This window comes from Azonexus fungiphilus (assembly GCF_003634965.1).
In the GTDB taxonomy this organism is placed as follows: domain Bacteria; phylum Pseudomonadota; class Gammaproteobacteria; order Burkholderiales; family Rhodocyclaceae; genus Azonexus; species Azonexus fungiphilus.
The window spans coordinates 49,403-66,272 of the sequence record NZ_RBXP01000011.1 but is presented as its reverse complement, the minus strand read 5'-3'; the positions used below and the strand labels follow the sequence as shown (position 1 = coordinate 66,272).

Genomic DNA, 16,870 nt, shown 5'->3' with positions numbered 1-16,870 from the left:
TCAACCCCACAGCCTGAACCCTTTCAAGCGATGATGAATCTTCCCACCAGCGAACAGGCCGGCGTTCTGGTCGTTTCCGTCAACGGGCGCATAGACCACGCCGTCAGCGAAGAGTTCACCCGCGCGCTCGAGCCGCTGCTGGCTCGCTGCACGCAAGGCCAGCCGGCGCTGCTGCTGGACTTCTCCGGCGTCGTCTATATCAGCTCGGCCGGCCTGCGCGTGCTGATGATGGCTTCGCGCCAGGCCAAGGCGCAGCAGGGCAGCTTCGCCATCGCCGCGCTGACGCCGCTGGTCCAGGAAGTGTTCACGATCAGCCGCTTCAACCTGATCGTCCCCTGCTACACCAGCGTCGACGCTGCCTGCAAGGTCCTCGGCCGATGAAGCAGGTGGTCTTCTGGGGCACCCGCGGTGCCCTGCCGACCTCGCTGACCAGTCGCGACATCCACGAAAAGATCGTCGCCGCTCTGGTTGTCGCCAACGGCCGCAGCTTCCGCAACCGCAACGCCCTCGAGGAATTCGTCCGGGGCCTGCCGTTCGCGGTCAACGGCACTTTCGGCGGCAATTCCTCCTGCGTCGAGATCGTCACCAGCGGGCCCGAGCACATCATCCTCGACATGGGCAGCGGCGCCCGCCCGCTCGGCCAGGCCAAGATCGCCCGCTTCGGCGTGCCCAACCCGCAGACCTACCACATCTTCATCTCGCATCTGCACTGGGACCACCTGATGGGGTTCCCGTTCTTCGCGCCGATGTATATCCCGGGCAACCGCATCGTCATCCACGGCTGCCACCCGCGGCTCGAGGAAGCCGTGCGCCGGCAGATGCAGGCCCCCTGCTTCCCGGTCGATTACTCGCAGGCCGGCGCCCAGATCGAGTTCGACCTGATGACGCCCGACCATCCGCACTACATCTGCGGCCTCAACGTGATCCCGACGCTGCAGCTGCACGCCGGCGATTCCTACGGCTACCGCTTCGAAAGCGTGGACCGGACGCTGGTGTACAGCACCGACTGCGAGCACAAGCTCGAGGACATCGAGGCCTTCGAACGCTTCGCCCGCTTCTTCGCCGGCGCCGACCTGGTCATCTTCGACGCCATGTACTCGCTGGCCGAGGCGGCATCGGTCAAGTCGGACTGGGGCCACTCGAGCAACGTGATCGGCGTCGAGCTGTGCCAGGCCGCGGCCGCCAGGCGCCTGGCGCTGTTCCACCACGAGCCGGTCAACGACGACAAGCAGCTCGCCCGCCTGCTCGAGGAAACCCGCCGCCTCGAGCAGATCACGCGCGGCGAGCGGCCGCCGCTCGAGGTCGTCTCCGCCTACGACGGCCTGATCCTCGACCTGTGAACCGCGGCACCGCCCTGCTCGCGACGGTGCTGCGCGCCGGCCGCGGCCGGCTGCTGCCGACCCTGCTGCTGGCTGCGGCCGCGCTGCTCCTCCAGCACATCGAACAGACTCCGCTGCAGACGCTGCAGGCCAGCCAGTTCGACCGCTACCAGCGGCTGGCGCCGCGCCCGCGCGACGCCGAGCCGGTGATCGTCGTCGCCATCGACAGCCAGAGCCTGGCAACGCACGGCCAGTGGCCGTGGCCGCGCGACCTGATTGCACGGCTGCTCGAACGCATCCAGGGCGGACAACCGCTGGCGGTCGGCCTCGATTTCGTCTTTGCCGAACGCGACCAGCAGGCGCCGGCACTGATCGCCGAGCGCCTGCCACCGGCCGCCGGCGCACTGCTGCGCCAGCTGCCCGACCCCGACGCGACGCTGGCAGCGAGACTGGCAGTCGCCCCGACAACGCTGGCCGTGGTCGGCCTGGCGCGCCAGTTGCCGGGCGCCCGCCTGCCGGTGCATCCCTTGCCGGCGCTGCAGCTGCCGCTGACGGTCGACCGCGCCCTGCCGCAATTTTCCAGCGCCCTGGCCAGCCGCCCCGAGCTGCAGGCAGCGGCGGCCGGCGAGGGTTTCATCAACGCCACCCCGGGCGCCCCGGGCGAACATGGCGAGCGCAGCATCCTGCGCCGGGTGCCGACGCTGGCGATGATCCGCGACCAACCCTACCTGTCGCTGCCGCTCGAAATGGTCCGCCAGGCACTCGGCGCCGGCGCCGTCGTCGCCGAACCCGGCAGTGCCGGCATGCAGGCCATCCGGATCGGCGACTACCGGCTGCCGACGCAGGCCAACGGCGAGTTGCTGCTGCATTTCGGCAAGGCCTCGGCGAGCTACTACCTGTCGGCCGCCGACGTGCTGGCCGGCAAATACCCGCCGGCCACCTTCGCCGACCGCTTCGTCATCGTCGGCTTCAACAGCATCGGGCTCCAGGACCGGGTCGTCAGTCCGCTCGGCGACAGCCTGCCCGGCGTCGACGTGCATGCCCAGGTGATCGAAAGCCTGCTCGCCGGCACTGCCCTGCGCCGTCCGGCCTGGCTGCCGCTGCTCGAGACCGGGGCGCTGCTCGCCGGCGGCCTGCTGCTGATCGCCGCGGTGCCGGCGCTGCGCCCGCGCTACGCGGTGTTCTCGTTCAGCCTGCTCGGCCTGCTCATGGTCGGTGGCGGCTACGCCGCCTTCCTCGCCGGCCGCTGGCTGTTCGACGGCGCCTCGGTGACGCTGCTGCTCGGCCCGGTCTTCATGGCCCTGCTCGGCAACACGCTGATCGCCGCCGACGCCCGCCGGCGTGCCGCCGAGCGCCACCTCCAGCGGAGCCGCGAAGAGGCCGCCCGCGTTGCCGGCGAACTCGACGCCGCCCGGCGCATCCAGATGGGACTGCTGCCCGACCCCGGACAACGCTTCGCCGGCGAAAGCCGCTTCGCCGTCGGCGCCCTGCTCGAACCGGCGCTGGCCGTCGGCGGCGACTACTACGACTGCTTCATGCTCGACCGGCAGCGCTTGTGCATCGCCATCGGCGACGTTTCAGGCAAGGGCGTGCCGGCCAGCCTGTTCATGGCCATCTCGAAAACCCTGGGCAGCACGCTGCTGCGCCGCCATGGCGATCTCGCCGCGGCGGTCCGCGACATCGAGGGCGAACTCAGCCGGGAAAACCCGGCCTTTCTGTTCGTCACCGCTTTCATCGGCATTCTCGACGTCGACCGTGGCACGCTCGACTACGCCTGCGCCGGCCACGATGCGCCGCTGTTGCGCCGCGCCGGCCGGGTTGCGCGGATCGACACCGCAGCCGTGGCCGGGCCGCCACTGTGCGCGCTCGGCGACTATCCCTACGCCACCGCCCGCCTGCAACTGCAAGCCGGCGACCTGCTCTGCCTGTTCACCGACGGCGTCAGCGAAGCCGGCAGCGGCGACGCGTTGTTCGGCGGCGAGCGCCTGGCCACCTGCCTGGCAGCGCTGCCGGAAGCCGCGCCCGACGCCCTGTGCCGGGCAATCCGCGACAAGGTCCGCGAATTCGAGGCCGGCGCCGCGCCGGCCGACGACCTGACGCTGCTGCTGCTGCGCTGGGACGGCGCCTAGCGGATGCTGATCTCGACGCGCCGGTTGCGCGGCTCGTCGACTTCGTCGGCAGTCGGCACCAGCGGTTCGCGCTCGCCACGACCGGCCACTTCCATCTTCTCGACCGGCACGCCTTCGCCTGCCAGTTGCTCGCGTACCGCCTGGGCGCGCTTGGCCGACAGCGCATCGTTGGCCGCCGCCGCACCGACGCGGTCGGTATGGCCGATGACCATGATCTCGGCGGCGGCACGCGCCGCGATGTCGCGCTTGATGTTGGCGAACTCGGCGGCCGAGGCAGCGGTCAGCTTGTCGCCGCCCGGCTCGAAATACAGCGTGTAGCTGACCGGGCGCTGCGGCATCGCGCGCAGCGTCTGGCCGTAACGCGCTTCGACCTCGGCGGCGTCGGACTGGTAGCCGCGAAGGCTGCCGAGCCGGCGGACCGTCGCCGCATAGGGCTGGTCAAGCACCTGCTCGCCGCCGGCATCGCGCACGACGACGCCGGACGGCCGGCCATCGGCCGAGGGCAGCAGGACGACGCGCTCGCTGGCACAGCCGGCAAGCAGCAGGACGGCAAGCAGGGCAAGCGGCTTATTCATCGCGGCCTCCGCTGACTTCGACGACGAATTCGGTACCGCGCACACCAAGGACCGAGGTCGGCGTGTGGAAATCGACCGACTCCGGCGACTGCTTGGCGATCTTGCCGGTCGCCACCGACAGGGTGCCCTTGCGTACGCCGACCGACATCCGGCCGGCCAGCGTCGAGCTGTCGAAGGCGAACTTGTCGACGACGATCAGCGAATTCGGCCCGGCCGAAAGCAAGGTGTTGTCGCGCAAGGTGACGCCAACCGCACCGTCGCTGCCGGTACGCAGCTTGTCGTCGACGAAAACCTGGCTGCCGATGCTGGCCGGCAGCCGCTCGCTGCCACGCTCGATGACCGCCTGGCCGCTGCTCGTCTTGACCATGCCGGCAAGCTCGGCAGCCTGTGCGCCCAGGCAGAAAGCCATGCCGGCGAGCAGCAAAGCCGGCGCCCGTTGTGATTTAATCATCGCCTCGAACCCTCCCATTGTCATGACCGACCATTCTACGGAAATTTCGGTGGCCGCGTGCCACGCCGCGCTGCCCGAGCTGCTCGCCGGGCTCGCCGTTGCCTGCACGCAACTGGCGGTCGCCGCCGACGACGCGCTGCGCCTGCAGCTGTTCGCCGAGGAACTGTTCATCAACACGGTCGACCACGGATTTTCGGGAAAAACCGGCGCCCCGGTGCGGCTGTCGCTGTCGCGCGCCGCCGACGGCCTGCGCCTGCATTACAGCGACGCCGCCCCGCCCTTCGACCCGCTCGCCGCCCCCCTGCCGGAGGCCCCCGGCGACAACGTCGGTGGCCTCGGCCTGAGCCTGCTCCGCGGCATGAGCCGCGAGCTGCACTACCGTCGCGAAGCCGGGCGCAACCTGGTCGAACTTCTGCTTTAGGCGCCCTGGCGCAAGGCCGCCAGCGGCGGTACGGCGAGCAGACGACGCATGCCCAGCCAGCCGGCCAGGGTTGTCGCCAGCGCGCAGCCGAGGGCGGCGAGCAGCGGCGACGCCAGCGAAAACTCGGGCGCCAGCTCGAACACCTGGCGTGCCAGCAGTTGCCCGACCGCCGCCGCGCCGAGCGCGGCGATCAGGCCGGCGAGCCCGCCGACCGCCGCCAGTTCGACCAGCAAGGCGCCGCGCAATTGCTCGCGGCGGGCGCCGAGCGCGCGCATCACCGCCAGTTCGAAGCGCCGCTCGTCGATTGCCGACAGGAAAGCCGCATAGAGGACGACGGCGCCGGCGGCGAGGGTGAACAGGAAAACCAGCTGGACGGCGCCGACGACTTGGCCGACGACGCCCTGGATCTGCGCCAGCACGGCGTCGATGTCGATCACCGTCAGGTTGGGAAAGGCTTCGACCAGTTGCGCCGCCGCCTGACGCCGCTCGGCCGGCAGGTGGAAGCTGGTGATGTAGCTGGCCGGCGCGTCGTCGAGCACGCCGGGCGGCGTCAGGACGAAGAAATTGACGCGCATCGAATCCCAGTCAAGGCGGCGCAGGCTGGTCACCGCGACGCTCTTCTCGACACCGGCGACGCTGAACAGCAGGCGGTCGCCGAGCCCGATGCCGAGCGTCTTCGCCAGCCCGGCCTCGACCGAGGCTTCCTGGCCCGGACCGGCAAACCAGCGGCCACCGGCGATCTCGTTGCCGGCCGGCAGTTCGCGCCGCCACGACAGGTTGAACTCGCGCTCGACCAGGCGCTGGGCGCGCTCGTCGTCGGGAAAGTCGGCGGCACTGACCGGGCGTTCGTTGATCCTGAGCAGCCGTGCCCGCACCATCGGCGCCAGCTCGGCGGCGATGCCCTGCCCGGCCAGCCAGTCGGCCAGCGCCTGGCGCTGCTCGGGCTGGATGTTGATGACGAAACGGTTGGGCGCATCGGCCGGCAGCGATTTCTGCCAGGCATCGACCAGTTCGAGCCGGGTCACGCCGAGCAGCAGCAAGGCCATCAGGCCGATGCCCAGCGCCACGATCTTCAGCGTGTTGGCGGCGCCGTGCCGGGCCAGCGTCGCCAGTCCCTGGCGCCAGCCGAAGCCGGCGCCGCCGCGCAGCCGGCCGGCGATGCGGACAGCGCTCCAGGCGAGCCCCCAGAACAGCGCCAGCGCGCCGCTGAAGCCGGCGACGGCGAACAGACCGAGGCGCAGGTCGCCGGCGGCGCGGACGATCAGCATGGCAAGCAGCGCAAAGCCGAAGGCGTAGCCGAGCACGGCCAGCGGCGCCGGCGGCCCGAGCTCGCGGCGCAGCACGCGCAAGGTCGGCACCCGCGCCAGTTGCAGCAGCGGCGGCAGCGCGAAGCCGAAGAGCAGCACGCCGGCGACCAGCGCCCCTTCGCCGAGCGGGCCGGCGCCCGGCAGCGGCAGCTCGCCGGCGATCAGCCCGGCCATTGCCGAGACCAGCGCGAAATGCGCGGCAAAGCCGAGGCCAGCGCCGAGCGCCGCGGCCAGCGCTGCCAGCCCGACGAAAGAGAGCGCATGCAGGCGCAGCAGCCGCCCCTGGGTCATGCCCAGGCAGCGCAGCACGGCGCAGGCGTCGAGGTGGCGCTGCATGTAGCGACGGGCGGCGAGCGCCACGGCGATGGCCGAGAGGATCACGGTCAACAGCGTCGCCAGGCCCAGAAAGCGCTGCGCCTTGTCGAGCGCGTTGCGGATTTCCGGGCGAGCGTTTTCGATGCCTTCGAGGCGCTGCCCGCGCCCCAGCCGCGGCTCGGCCCAGGCCCGCCATTGCGCCAGCGCCGCCGCCTCGCCGGCGACCAGCAGGCGGTAGCGGACGCGCGCGCCGAACTGGATCAGGCCGCTGCCGGCGATGTCGTCGAGGTGCATCAGCAGGCGCGGCTGCATCGCGAAAACGTTGAAGCTGCGGTCGGGTTCGCGGGTGAGCACGGCGCTCACCGGCAACTGCAGCTGGCCGATACCGAGCGGCGCGCCGGGTTCAAGCGCAAGCAGGCCGAACAGGCGCTCGTCGGCCCAGGCGGTTTTTGGCTGCGGACCGCCGTCGACCGTCAGATCCGGCTGCCCCGGTGCGGCGGCGCTGTGCAGGCGGCCGCGCAGCGGGTAGCCGGCGCCGACCGCCTTGATCTCGACCAGTTGCGCCCGGCCGTTGGCGAACACCATGCTCGGAAAAACCAGCGTCTGCGTCGTGCGCAGGCCGCGGCGCCCGGCCTCGGCGGCGAGTTCGGCCGGCAGCGGCTGGTCGGCGGCGACCACCAGGTCGGCGCCGAGCATCTGCCGCGCCTCCCCCTCAAGCCCCCGGCCGACCCGGTCGGCGAGAAAACCGACGGCGCTGACCGCGGCGACGGCGATGGTCAGCGCCGCGAAAAGCAGGCGCAGCTCGCCGCCGCGCAGTTCGCGGCGCAGCATGCGCCAGGCCAGCGTCAGGTTCACTGCAGCTCCCGGATACGCTGCACCGCTTCCTCGACGCGGCGCACGGCGATCACTTCCATGCCCGGGATCGCCTGCCGCGGCCGGTTGGCCTCGGGGATCAGGGCGCGGGTGAAGCCGAGCTTGGCGGCCTCCTTCAAACGCTCCTGGCCGCGCGGCGCGGGGCGGATTTCACCCGCCAGACCAACTTCACCAAATACTATAAGTTTCTCTGGCAATGCCTTGTTTTTCAATGAAGACGTGATCGCCATGATCACCGCCAGATCACCCGCCGGCTCGCCGATCTTGACCCCGCCGACGGCGTTGACGAAGACGTCCTGGTCGAAGCAGACGATGCCGGCGTGGCGGTGCAGCACCGCCAGCAACATCGCCAGTCGCTGCGCATCGAGGCCGACGGTCAGCCGACGCGGGTTGCCGTGCGCGGTGTCGACCAGCGCCTGGATTTCCACCAGCAGCGGCCGCGTCCCCTCCTGCGTCACCATCACGCACGAGCCGGCGACTTCCTGGCCGTGCTGCGACAGGAACATCGCCGACGGATTGCTGACACCCTTGAGGCCGCTCTCGGTCATCGCGAAGACGCCGAGCTCGTTGACCGCGCCGAAACGGTTCTTGACCGCGCGCACCAGGCGGAAGCTCGAATGCGTGTCGCCCTCGAAATAGAGCACGGTATCGACGACGTGTTCGAGCACGCGCGGTCCGGCCAGCGCGCCTTCCTTGGTCACGTGGCCGACCAGGATGACGGTGATGCCGGCCTGCTTGGCCAGCCGCGTCAGCTGCGCCGCGCATTCGCGCACCTGGGCGACCGAGCCCGGGGCGCTGGAGAGCTGGTCCGACCACAGCGTCTGAATCGAATCGATCACCGCCACCTGCGGCTTTTCCGCCTGCAGCGTGGCGAGGATGCGTTCCAGGTTGATCTCGGCCATCAGCGGCAGGCTGCCGCTATCGACATTGAGGCGACGGGCACGCAGCGCGACCTGCTGGCCGGACTCCTCGCCGGTGACGTAGATCACCTTGTGCGCCTGCGACAGGTGGGCCAGCGCCTGCAGCAGCAGCGTGCTCTTGCCGATGCCGGGATCGCCGCCGATCAGCACGACGCCGCCGGCGACCAGGCCGCCGCCGAGCGCCCGGTCGAACTCGCCGATGCCGGTCGGGATGCGGTCGGCCTCACGCGCTTCGATGTCGGCCAGGTTCTGCAGTTTCGCCGCCGGCGCCAGCGCCTCGAAGCGGTGCTTGCCGGGTTGCTCGGCGATGCTCTCGACCAGCGTGTTCCAGGCGTTGCAGCCGGGGCACTGGCCCTGCCATTTCGGGCTGGTCGCGCCGCATTCGGTGCAACTGTACTGGGTCTTGGTTTTTGCCATTTATTGCCCGTCGACCGTGACCGGCACGCGCGGCGCGACGGCGCAGAACAGTTCGTAGGAAATCGTGCCGGCGGCGGCGGCCACCGCGTCGGCCGGGACATGACCGGCTTCGCCCGGGCCCCACAGCGTCACCGGACTGTCGATGCCGGCGTCGGGAATGTCGGTGAGGTCGCAGGCGAGCATGTCCATCGAGACCCGGCCGACGGTGCGCGTCAGCTTGCCGGCGACGGCGATCGGCGTACCGCTCGGCGCCGAGCGCGGGTAGCCGTCGGCGTAGCCGCAGGCGACGATACCGATGCGCATCGGCTGCTCGGCGGTGAAGGTGCCGCCGTAGCCGACGCGTTCGCCGGCAGCGATCGACTGCACGCCGATGATCCGGCTTTCCAGGCTCATCGCCGGCTGCAGCCCGAATTCGGCGGCGCTCTGGTCGGCGAACGGGCTGGCGCCGTAGAGCATGATCCCCGGCCGCACCCAGTCGCCATGCGCCAGTGGATGGCGCAGGATGGCGGCGGAGTTGCCGAGGCTGACCGGACCGTGCCAGTCGCCGGCCAGCGCCTTGAAGCGCTCGAGCTGCCAGAGCACGCCGCGCGCGCCGTCGGCTTCGGCGAAATGGGTCATCAGCGTCAGGTTGAGCGCCGGGATCTTCTTCAGGCTTTCCCAGGCCTGCGGCAGCGTCGCCGCGTCGAAGCCGAGGCGGTTCATGCCGCTGTTGATCTTCAGGTAGAGGCTGAGCGGCCGGTCGGCGCGGGCGTGTGCGGCGAGCATCTCGATCTGCTCGCGGCAATGGACGGCGCTGTGCAGGCCGTAGTCGACGACGCGGCGGGCATCGGCCTCGCCGAAGATGCCCTCGAGCAGCAGGATCGGCTGGCGCACGCCGTGCTCGCGCAGGAGCACCGCGTTTTCGCATTCGAGCAGCGCGAAGCCGTCGGCCTCGTGGCGCAGCGCCTCGACGGCGCGCAGCTGGCCGTGGCCGTAGGCATCGGCCTTGACCACCGCCCAGGCCCAGGCGTCGGGCGCGCAGGCCTTGGCGCTGCGGTAATTGGCAAGAATGGCCGCTGGCCGGATGCGGGCGCGGATCGGTCGGGAAGTCTTCATGCAGCCTGTTCCTTGAGTTTGCGACGGGCGAAATCGATGAAAGTCGTCAGCAGCTTCGACTGGAAACGGTCCTGCGGATGCACCAGGTAGAGGCTGCGCTTGAGCGGCGGGTCGAGGCGGATGCCGAGCAGTTCGCCGAGCCGGGTTTCCTTGGCGACGACGGCACGCGAGACGATGGCGAAGCCGAGGCCGGTGGACACCACGCCCTTGAGCGCTTCCGGGCTGCCCAGCTCCATCTGCGTCTTGAGCGACTCGGGCGGAATGCCGTGATCGCGGAAATAGGCGTCGGTGATCTCGCGCGTGCCGGAACCCGGTTCGCGCGAGATGAATTCGTAGTCGGCGAGATCGCCCGGCTTCAGCGTCTGGAATTCGGCCAGCGGGTAATCGGGCACGCAGACCACCTGCAGCTCGTCCTCGCAGCAGATCTGGCTGCTCAACCCGGACAGCTTGGCCGGCGCCTCGATCAGGCCGAGGTCGAGGCTGTGCTCGGCTACCCGGCTCTCGATGCTCTCCGAATTGGCGACGATCAGCCGCGCCCGCACCTGCGGGTAGAGCGCGTTGAACTCGCCGAGCACGCGCGGCAGCATGAATTCGGCGATCGTCGTGCTGGCGCCGACCAGCAGCGGCCCGCGCATCTCGCCGGTGAGCTCGCCGACGCGGGTGTCCATCTCGTCGGAAAGGGCGAGGATCTTCTGCGCGTATTCGAGCACCAGCTCGCCCGCCGGCGTCAGCGCGATGCTGCCGTGACGGCGCTCGAACAGCCGCGTGCTGTACTGCTCTTCCAGCTGCTTGATCTGGAAGGTCACCGCCGGCTGGGTCATGAACAGCGCGTCGGCCGCACGGGTGAAGCTGAGGTGCTTGGCAACCGCATGAAACACCTGCAAACGCCGGTCAGCCATGGGAAACGCTCCTGGATTCGGGAAGAGCGATATTCAACCACACTCGGCAGGCTTGCCGCGTAACGACGTGTATTTTCGGCCCGGGTGGCAGCGCCAAGGCGCAGCCCCCGGAAAATCCGCTCAGCGCGCAAGCAAGGCGTCGAGATGCGCGATCATCAGGTCGATTTCGGCAAGGCTGACGTTCAGTGCCGGCATGAAACGCAGCAGGTTCGGGCGCGGCGAGTTCAGCAGCAGCCCCTGCGGCGCCAGTTGCAGGGCCCGGCGCACGAGTTCCGGACCGCGTTCGTCATCGAGGATCAGCGCACGCAGCAGACCGCTGCCGCGCTCGCCGACCAGGTGATGACGAGCCGCCAGTTCGCGCAACCGCTCCGACAGGTAAGCCGCGAGGCGCTCGACCTCGTCGAGGAAACCCGGCGCCAGGATGCGCCGGAGCACCGCCACACCGACCGCAGTCATCAGCGGATTGCCGTTATAGGTTCCGCCCTGGTCGCCGGGAACGAAGCAGCAGACAGCCTCGCGCGCCAGCAGTGCGGCGAGCGGAACGCCACCGCCGATGCCCTTGCCCAGGGTCATGATGTCCGGCTCGATGCCGGCGTGCTGATAGGCGAAGAGCTTGCCGGTGCGGCCGACGCCGGTCTGCACCTCGTCGACGATGAGCAGGATGCCCCGGGCTTCGGTCAGGCGCCGCAAGGCCCGCAGGAACTCGACCTCGGCCGGGATGACACCGCCCTCGCCCTGGACCGGCTCGAGCATCACTGCCACGGTATTCGGCCCGATCAGCGCCTCGACCGAACCGATGTCGTTGTAGATGGCTTTGGGAAAGCCCTCGACCTGGGGCGCGAACAGCCTGTCCCAGCCAGCCTTGCCGGAGGCGGACATGGTCGCCAGCGTGCGCCCGTGGAAGGAATGGTCGAAGGTGACGATCTCGTAGGCGCCCTGGCGATGCAGTTGCCCCCATTTGCGGGCCAGCTTGATCGCCCCTTCGTTGGCTTCGGCACCGGTATTGGCGAAGAAAACGCGATCGAAGCAGGAATTGGCACAGAGCAGATCGGCCAGCTCGATCATCGGCGCGTTGTAGAAGGCCGGGCTGGGATTGATCAGCTTGCCGGCCTGGGCAGTCAGCGCGCCGACGATTTCCGGCGGACAGTGCCCGAGGCAATTGACCGCCCAGCCCTGGACGAAGTCGAGATAGGACTTGCCCTGATGATCGTGCAGCCAGGACCCCTCGCCGCGTTCGAAAACCAGTTCGGGACGCTGGGTGATGTGCATCAGGGCATCGGTGGAATGTTCGCCGTACAGCATGTCGGGCTCCGTGAAGTGAAGGGGTGGGTAGCGATGCGGGTGCGCCGGTAGCTCACGACACCCCGCTCAGGGCAGCCTCGGCGAAAGCGACATCCTGGGCCTCGCTGCCGCCCGATATGCCGATGCCGCCAACGCAGCGACCATCGTGGAGGATCGGCAAGCCGCCGCCGAAACCGACGAAACGGTCGCGCTGCATCAGGCCATGGCGCAACAGATCGCCGGCCTGGGCCAGCCGCGCATCCCAGGCAGCGGTCGGCCGGCCGAAGCTGACCGCCGTATAAGCCTTGTCGAGGGCGATGTCGATGCTGTGCAGCGGCGCCCCCTGCTGGCGCTTGAAGACCAGCGGCAAGCCAGCCCGGTCCACCACGGCCACGCAGACCGGAACGCCGGCGGCGTCGGCCGCGACCAGGGCGCGCTCGACGATCTCGCTGGCCGTCGCCAGCGCCACCGAAGCGATCGAATCCAGTTTCATTGTTCCTCCCGGACGGCAGACAGCTGCTCGCGCAGGCGCTGGCGCCGGGCGAACAGGACAAGGACGAAAAGCAGCAGCACAGCGCCTTCGGCGAGCAAGGTGGCGGCGGCGCCGAAGCTGCTGGCGACGAAGCCGGCAAGCAAGCCGCCAAGCGCATCGAAGCCGAAACGCGCCGAGGTGAAGAACGAGACGATCCGCCCGCGCAAGGCATCCGGCGCCGAACTCTGGAGGATCATGTTGATGCCGACATTGCAGACCGATATCCCGAAACCAAGCCCGACCATGGCGGCGAGCGCCAGCGGCAGCCAGGCACCGAGCGCGAACAGCAGCATCGAGACGGCGCTGATCAGGACGCCGGCAGCGACTGCCGAAACCAGTGCCGCCCCGGCCTTGCGCGTCGCCAGGAAAAGCGTGGACAGGAAAGCGCCGCAACCGGCCGCCCCCCACAACCAGCCGAGCGTCGTCGCATCGCCGGCAAAGACATCGCGGGCGAATACCGGCAAGAGGACGGCATAGGTCGAAGCCGTCAGGTTGAGGACGATCAGGGTCAGGATCAGCATGCGCACATGCCAGGTCTGCCAGGCGTAGCGCAGCCCTTCGCGAAAGACCTCGCCGACCGAGCCCCGGGCGCGCGGCGGCGGCACGCCGCGGATACGCAGCAAGCCGACGATCAGCGCGAGAAAGGAAATGCCGTTGAGTGCAAAGCAGGCGGCTTCCGAGGTCAGCCCGAGCAGCACGCCGGCCACCGGCGGCCCGACGAAACGCCCGGCATTGAACAGCATCGCGTTGAGCGCCAGCGCATTGGGCAGGTCGTCGCGGCTGCCGACGAAGCTGCCGATCAGCGATTGCCGCAGCGGCGTGTCGAAGGCGCTCAGCGTCCCGAGAAGCAACGCCATCGCGATGATGAACGCCGGGTTGATCCACGCGGCCCAGGTCAGCCAGGCGAGAACGAAAGCCTGCACCGCCATCAGCCCCTGCACCACGAGCAGCCAGCGCCGCTTGTCGTGCTTGTCGATCCAGGCTCCGGCCAGCGGACCGACCAGCAGTTGCGGAATCAGGCCGCAAAAGGCCGTGACGCCCAGCAACGCGGCCGACCCGGTCAGGCGATAGACCAGCCAGGACAAGGCCACCTGCTGGATCCAGGAGCCGAGGATGGAGATCGCCTGACCGGCGAAATACCGGCGGAAGTTGGGGTGGGCCAGCGCCCGGATGCCCGCAGGCATTGTGAAAGCACGAATCAAAGTCAAACCCGGAAGTTAACGTGAGCAGTCGGCAATGCCAAGGCGAAGATTACTAATATATTAATATAATTCCTGTCATGCGTCTCTGCAAACGACAAGCGTGAAAGCCTGTCGTTTGCCTGTTTCAGTAGCGGTACGACGGATCGAGCCGGTCGATGATCCGGGTCAGTGCTGCCAGCGCGTCCTCGCCGGCACCGTACTTCGGATCGAAGTTGAGCGAATCGGCAACGCATTTGTTGAGCACCGACTCGGGAATTTCCTTCACCGCCCCCATCGATTGCGAGGCCAGCTGGACTTCACAGGCGCGGTTGATCAGCCACATCAGCGAAAACGCCTGGGCCAGCGTCGAACCGATCACCACCGGACCATGGTTGCGCAGCATCAGCAGCGGCTTGTTGCCGGCACTGGCGAGGATGCGTTCGCCTTCGTCGAGATGGACGGTAATCCCCTCGAACTCGTGCCAGGCGATCTTGCCGTAGAGCTGGGCGGCGTAGAAGTTGCTGTACGACAGCCCGTCCTTCAGGCAGCACACCGCCTGTGTCGGCGTCGTATGCACGTGCATCACGCAGTGGCCTTCCGCCACCTTGTCGTGGATCGCCGAATGGAAGGTGAAACCGGCCGGATTGATCGGCCAGTCCGAGTGGCCGATGATGTTGCCCTTGATATCGACCTTGACCAGGTTGGAAGCGCAGACATCCTTGTAGTGCAGGCCGAACGGGTTGATCAGGAAATGCTTGTCCGGGCCCGGCACGCGCAGGGAGATGTGGTTGTAGATCAGCTCATCCCAGCCGAGATAGGCAAAAATGCGATAGACGCCGGCCAGCTTGACGCGCGCGTCCCATTCTTCCTTGGCGAAACGCTGCGGTTGGTCGTAGTACTTTCCTTGAGAATTCATTGGCTTATTCCTGTAAATCCGGATACCCGGAGATCAACGTGACTGCTTGCGGGCAGCTTCACGGGCAGCCGCAAGTAGCGCTTCACCATCGATGTTTTTGCTTTTGGCATCGGCCAGCCATTCCTTCTCGACCACTTCGAGCTGTTTCAGGATGGCATCGTAGTTGCTGCCGGAAACCACCGTCACCACATGCCCCGCCGCCTTGACCTTGTTGCGTGCGGCAACCGCGGCTTCATCCCAGACCTTGCCGTAGCGCTCGACCAGCGGCAGGCCGGAGGTCTTGTCGACAATGGCCTTGAGGTCGGCTGGCAGGGACTCGTATTTCTGCTTGTTCATCAACACCACCAGGATGGTTGCGCCCATCACCGGACGCTCCGCCGGGGTCTCGAAGTGATATTTCGTCACCTCGTCGAGCTTGGTCGGCAGCAGGACCTCCCAGACCGCCGAGGCACCGTCGACGACCCCCTTGGCAATCGCTTCGGTGACCTGGGCCGGCGGCATGGCGACGGGCGTTGCCCCAAGCGCCGTCAGGCTGCGGGCAATGGTGCGGTTCGGCGAACGCAGCTTGATACCCTTGAAATCAGCCGCTGAATTCAGCGGTTTTTTGGCGGTATGAATATTCATCCCACCGTCACCGTGCATGGCCAGCACCTTGTAGTCCTTGTATTCGGTCTGCAGGTGCTGTCCGTAAAATTCCCAGGCGGCACGGCCGCCGCTCAAGCCGCCCAACGGCAACACGCCAGGCAATTCAAGCGCTTCGGTCCTGGGGAAACGGCCGGCGCTGTAGCCAGGCGCTGTCCAGACGATGTCGGCGACACCATTCTTGACCTGATCGGCAAGCTGGGCGGGAGTACCGCCAAGTTGCATGGAGGGGTAGAACTGGCACTTGATCCGGCCATTCGACAGCTGCCCCATTTCATCGCACCAGGGTTGCAGCACGGCTTTCTGGGTGGCGGCAACGCCAGGCAGGAAGTGGGCAATCTTGAAAGTCACCTCCTGTGCCATGGCCGATTGCGTGGTCAGCAATGCCAGAGCGGCCAGAACCTGGCCGCGGATCTTCAGCGTTTTCATCGGGGTCTCCTGTTGTATTGTTTGCACGATGGGCCGAAAGCCCACGGGCAAATCTTAGGGAGCCCCCTCCCCCGCTACTATCCGTATCCGGCAACGACTATCCGTTTCCGGAAATTTGTTTCAGCGGCAACGCCGCCGGGTATCCGACGGCGATTCGCCAAAACAGCGCCGATACTCGGTGGCAAAGCGCCCCAGGTGATTGAAGCCCCAATCCAGCGCCAACTCGGAGACCCCCTTGCCCGGGAGCGCATTCGCGAGATCCGCCCGTACCCCGTCAAGACGCACCTGACGCAGGAAGTTCATCGGCGTCATGCCGCGCGCCTGACGAAATCCCTCGCTCAGCGAACGCACGCTGCAACCGACGGCGGCAGCAATCGACTCCAGGGTCAGGGCTTGCCGGGCGTGGCTGCGAATGTAGTCCTCCGCCCGCCTGACATGACGCGGCGCCAATGCGCGGCAGGGATTACGCAAGGCATCGCTGTAGGTATGTTCGTGCTCAAGCAGGAGATGGAGGAGAACCGATTCTTCCAGATTGTGGACGATCGGCTCGAGCAGGGCTTGCTGGGCGCCACCAACATAGCCCAGCAACATTTGCAGCATGCCGATCCAGCGTTGCCGGGCCGGGCCGCCATTGGCGCCGAACGGCGAAAAGCGCAATGGGCGGTCAAGCGGACGATCCAGCAAGGCGGCACATTTGGCGTCGAGCACCGCCTGATCGATACGCACGTTGCAGCGCTCGCTATCACCGCTGAAACGCTTGCTCACCGGCTGCCCGGCCGAATCGATGACAACAAAGCCGCGCCCACCTGCCGCCGAGCCGTCGGGCGTCGTGACCCGGGAAAAGCCGCTGATCTGGGTCGTCACCAGAACGAAGGGGCGGTCACCGGCCTGGTCGATATCGACCTCGGCACCAAACGACAGTGTCGCCAGTCCCAGCCGACCGAGCTGCGAGCGCCGCATGCGCATGCGAAAGTCCTTGGCATGACCGGCCAGACGCAGGCGGTTGGTGTTATAGACGCTGGACAGCCGCAGCGAGGCCTCATCGACATCCCGGCAGGCCAGGGCATTGTCGACACCGCGCAGTGCGTTTTCGGCACGCCATCCCAGGTGCCGCGTTTCCATGGCCATCAGGGCATCCGCTTCAGGGCTTGAAATCGCGTTCATACCA

16 protein-coding genes are annotated in these 16,870 nt (G+C 68.0%); 4 read left to right on the top strand and 12 right to left on the bottom strand.

Annotated elements, in window-relative coordinates; all coding sequences use genetic code 11:
* The first annotated feature begins 33 nt into the window (after positions 1-33).
* Genes DFR40_RS03065 through DFR40_RS03055 form a run of 3 tightly spaced genes read left to right on the top strand, consistent with a single transcriptional unit; the run spans position 34 to position 3,448 of the window.
* Positions 34-381 carry an STAS domain-containing protein gene (locus DFR40_RS03065; RefSeq protein WP_121457449.1) on the top strand — a complete coding sequence of 116 codons (348 nt, stop codon included), beginning with the start codon at positions 34-36 and terminating at the stop codon, positions 379-381.
* Positions 378-1,340: an MBL fold metallo-hydrolase gene (locus tag DFR40_RS03060; RefSeq protein WP_121457022.1), complete on the top strand. Its 963-nt coding sequence runs from the start codon at positions 378-380 to the stop codon at positions 1,338-1,340. The genes DFR40_RS03065 and DFR40_RS03060 overlap by 4 nt, the downstream gene beginning before the upstream one ends.
* Positions 1,337-3,448 (top strand): CHASE2 domain-containing protein, encoded by a 2,112-nt coding sequence (locus DFR40_RS03055; protein ID WP_121457021.1) that lies wholly within the window; start codon positions 1,337-1,339, stop codon positions 3,446-3,448. The genes DFR40_RS03060 and DFR40_RS03055 overlap by 4 nt, the downstream gene beginning before the upstream one ends.
* On the opposite strand, the gene DFR40_RS03050 is transcribed toward DFR40_RS03055, so the two are convergent.
* A complete protein-coding gene (locus DFR40_RS03050; protein ID WP_121457020.1) occupies positions 3,445-4,023 on the bottom strand; it encodes an OmpA family protein in 579 nt (192 codons plus the stop codon). The genes DFR40_RS03055 and DFR40_RS03050 overlap by 4 nt on opposite strands.
* Positions 4,016-4,474 (bottom strand): FecR family protein, encoded by a 459-nt coding sequence (locus tag DFR40_RS03045; RefSeq protein WP_245985586.1) that lies wholly within the window; start codon positions 4,472-4,474, stop codon positions 4,016-4,018. The genes DFR40_RS03050 and DFR40_RS03045 overlap by 8 nt, the downstream gene beginning before the upstream one ends.
* A 49-nt stretch (positions 4,475-4,523) precedes the next feature.
* Between DFR40_RS03045 and DFR40_RS03040 the strand changes: the two genes are divergently transcribed.
* Positions 4,524-4,895, top strand: a complete 372-nt coding sequence (locus DFR40_RS03040) for an ATP-binding protein (protein WP_170160143.1) — start codon at positions 4,524-4,526, stop codon at positions 4,893-4,895.
* Here DFR40_RS03040 and DFR40_RS03035 read toward each other — a convergent pair.
* The 10 genes from DFR40_RS03035 to DFR40_RS02990 all read right to left on the bottom strand — a co-directional run bounded on the left by DFR40_RS03035 (position 4,892) and on the right by DFR40_RS02990 (position 16,866).
* Positions 4,892-7,372, bottom strand: coding sequence for an ABC transporter permease (locus DFR40_RS03035; RefSeq protein ID WP_245985585.1), 2,481 nt, complete (start codon positions 7,370-7,372; stop codon positions 4,892-4,894). The two genes, DFR40_RS03040 and DFR40_RS03035, sit on opposite strands and share 4 nt — an antisense overlap.
* A complete protein-coding gene (gene radA / locus DFR40_RS03030; protein ID WP_121457017.1) occupies positions 7,369-8,727 on the bottom strand; it encodes a DNA repair protein RadA in 1,359 nt (452 codons plus the stop codon). The genes DFR40_RS03035 and radA overlap by 4 nt, the downstream gene beginning before the upstream one ends.
* Entirely contained in the window at positions 8,728-9,822 is a 1,095-nt protein-coding gene (alr, locus tag DFR40_RS03025; protein WP_121457016.1) for an alanine racemase, read from the bottom strand. It abuts the gene before it with no gap.
* Positions 9,819-10,721 carry a LysR family transcriptional regulator gene (locus tag DFR40_RS03020; protein ID WP_121457015.1) on the bottom strand — a complete coding sequence of 301 codons (903 nt, stop codon included), beginning with the start codon at positions 10,719-10,721 and terminating at the stop codon, positions 9,819-9,821. Before DFR40_RS03020 ends, alr begins: the two co-directional genes overlap by 4 nt.
* 120 nt (positions 10,722-10,841) lie before the next feature.
* Positions 10,842-12,023 carry an acetylornithine transaminase gene (locus DFR40_RS03015; protein ID WP_121457014.1) on the bottom strand — a complete coding sequence of 394 codons (1,182 nt, stop codon included), beginning with the start codon at positions 12,021-12,023 and terminating at the stop codon, positions 10,842-10,844.
* Positions 12,024-12,075: 52 nt separating this feature from the next.
* Positions 12,076-12,495 (bottom strand): GlcG/HbpS family heme-binding protein, encoded by a 420-nt coding sequence (locus DFR40_RS03010; RefSeq protein WP_121457013.1) that lies wholly within the window; start codon positions 12,493-12,495, stop codon positions 12,076-12,078.
* A complete protein-coding gene (locus tag DFR40_RS03005) occupies positions 12,492-13,718 on the bottom strand; it encodes an MFS transporter (RefSeq protein ID WP_121457012.1) in 1,227 nt (408 codons plus the stop codon). The genes DFR40_RS03010 and DFR40_RS03005 overlap by 4 nt, the downstream gene beginning before the upstream one ends.
* 142 nt (positions 13,719-13,860) lie before the next feature.
* On the bottom strand, positions 13,861-14,631 hold the full coding sequence (locus DFR40_RS03000; protein ID WP_121457011.1) for a class II aldolase/adducin family protein: 771 nt from the start codon (positions 14,629-14,631) through the stop codon (positions 13,861-13,863).
* Positions 14,632-14,664: 33 nt separating this feature from the next.
* Positions 14,665-15,702 (bottom strand): TRAP transporter substrate-binding protein, encoded by a 1,038-nt coding sequence (locus tag DFR40_RS02995; RefSeq protein WP_121457010.1) that lies wholly within the window; start codon positions 15,700-15,702, stop codon positions 14,665-14,667.
* A 120-nt stretch (positions 15,703-15,822) separates the two neighbouring features.
* On the bottom strand, positions 15,823-16,866 hold the full coding sequence (locus DFR40_RS02990; RefSeq protein WP_121457009.1) for an AraC family transcriptional regulator: 1,044 nt from the start codon (positions 16,864-16,866) through the stop codon (positions 15,823-15,825).
* Between the last annotated feature and the right edge of the window lie 4 nt (positions 16,867-16,870).

Coding starts and splice junctions, on each gene's coding strand:
- DFR40_RS03065 (WP_121457449.1), top strand. CDS start 34: ATGAATCTTCCCACCAGCGAACAGGCCGGCGTTCTGGTCGTTTCCGTC.
- DFR40_RS03060 (WP_121457022.1), top strand. CDS start 378: ATGAAGCAGGTGGTCTTCTGGGGCACCCGCGGTGCCCTGCCGACCTCG.
- DFR40_RS03050 (WP_121457020.1), bottom strand. CDS start 4,023: ATGAATAAGCCGCTTGCCCTGCTTGCCGTCCTGCTGCTTGCCGGCTGT.
- DFR40_RS03045 (WP_245985586.1), bottom strand. CDS start 4,474: ATGATTAAATCACAACGGGCGCCGGCTTTGCTGCTCGCCGGCATGGCT.
- radA (WP_121457017.1), bottom strand. CDS start 8,727: ATGGCAAAAACCAAGACCCAGTACAGTTGCACCGAATGCGGCGCGACC.
- alr (WP_121457016.1), bottom strand. CDS start 9,822: ATGAAGACTTCCCGACCGATCCGCGCCCGCATCCGGCCAGCGGCCATT.
- DFR40_RS03020 (WP_121457015.1), bottom strand. CDS start 10,721: ATGGCTGACCGGCGTTTGCAGGTGTTTCATGCGGTTGCCAAGCACCTC.
- DFR40_RS03015 (WP_121457014.1), bottom strand. CDS start 12,023: ATGCTGTACGGCGAACATTCCACCGATGCCCTGATGCACATCACCCAG.
- DFR40_RS03010 (WP_121457013.1), bottom strand. CDS start 12,495: ATGAAACTGGATTCGATCGCTTCGGTGGCGCTGGCGACGGCCAGCGAG.
- DFR40_RS03005 (WP_121457012.1), bottom strand. CDS start 13,718: ATGCCTGCGGGCATCCGGGCGCTGGCCCACCCCAACTTCCGCCGGTAT.
- DFR40_RS03000 (WP_121457011.1), bottom strand. CDS start 14,631: ATGAATTCTCAAGGAAAGTACTACGACCAACCGCAGCGTTTCGCCAAG.
- DFR40_RS02995 (WP_121457010.1), bottom strand. CDS start 15,702: ATGAAAACGCTGAAGATCCGCGGCCAGGTTCTGGCCGCTCTGGCATTG.
- DFR40_RS02990 (WP_121457009.1), bottom strand. CDS start 16,866: ATGAACGCGATTTCAAGCCCTGAAGCGGATGCCCTGATGGCCATGGAA.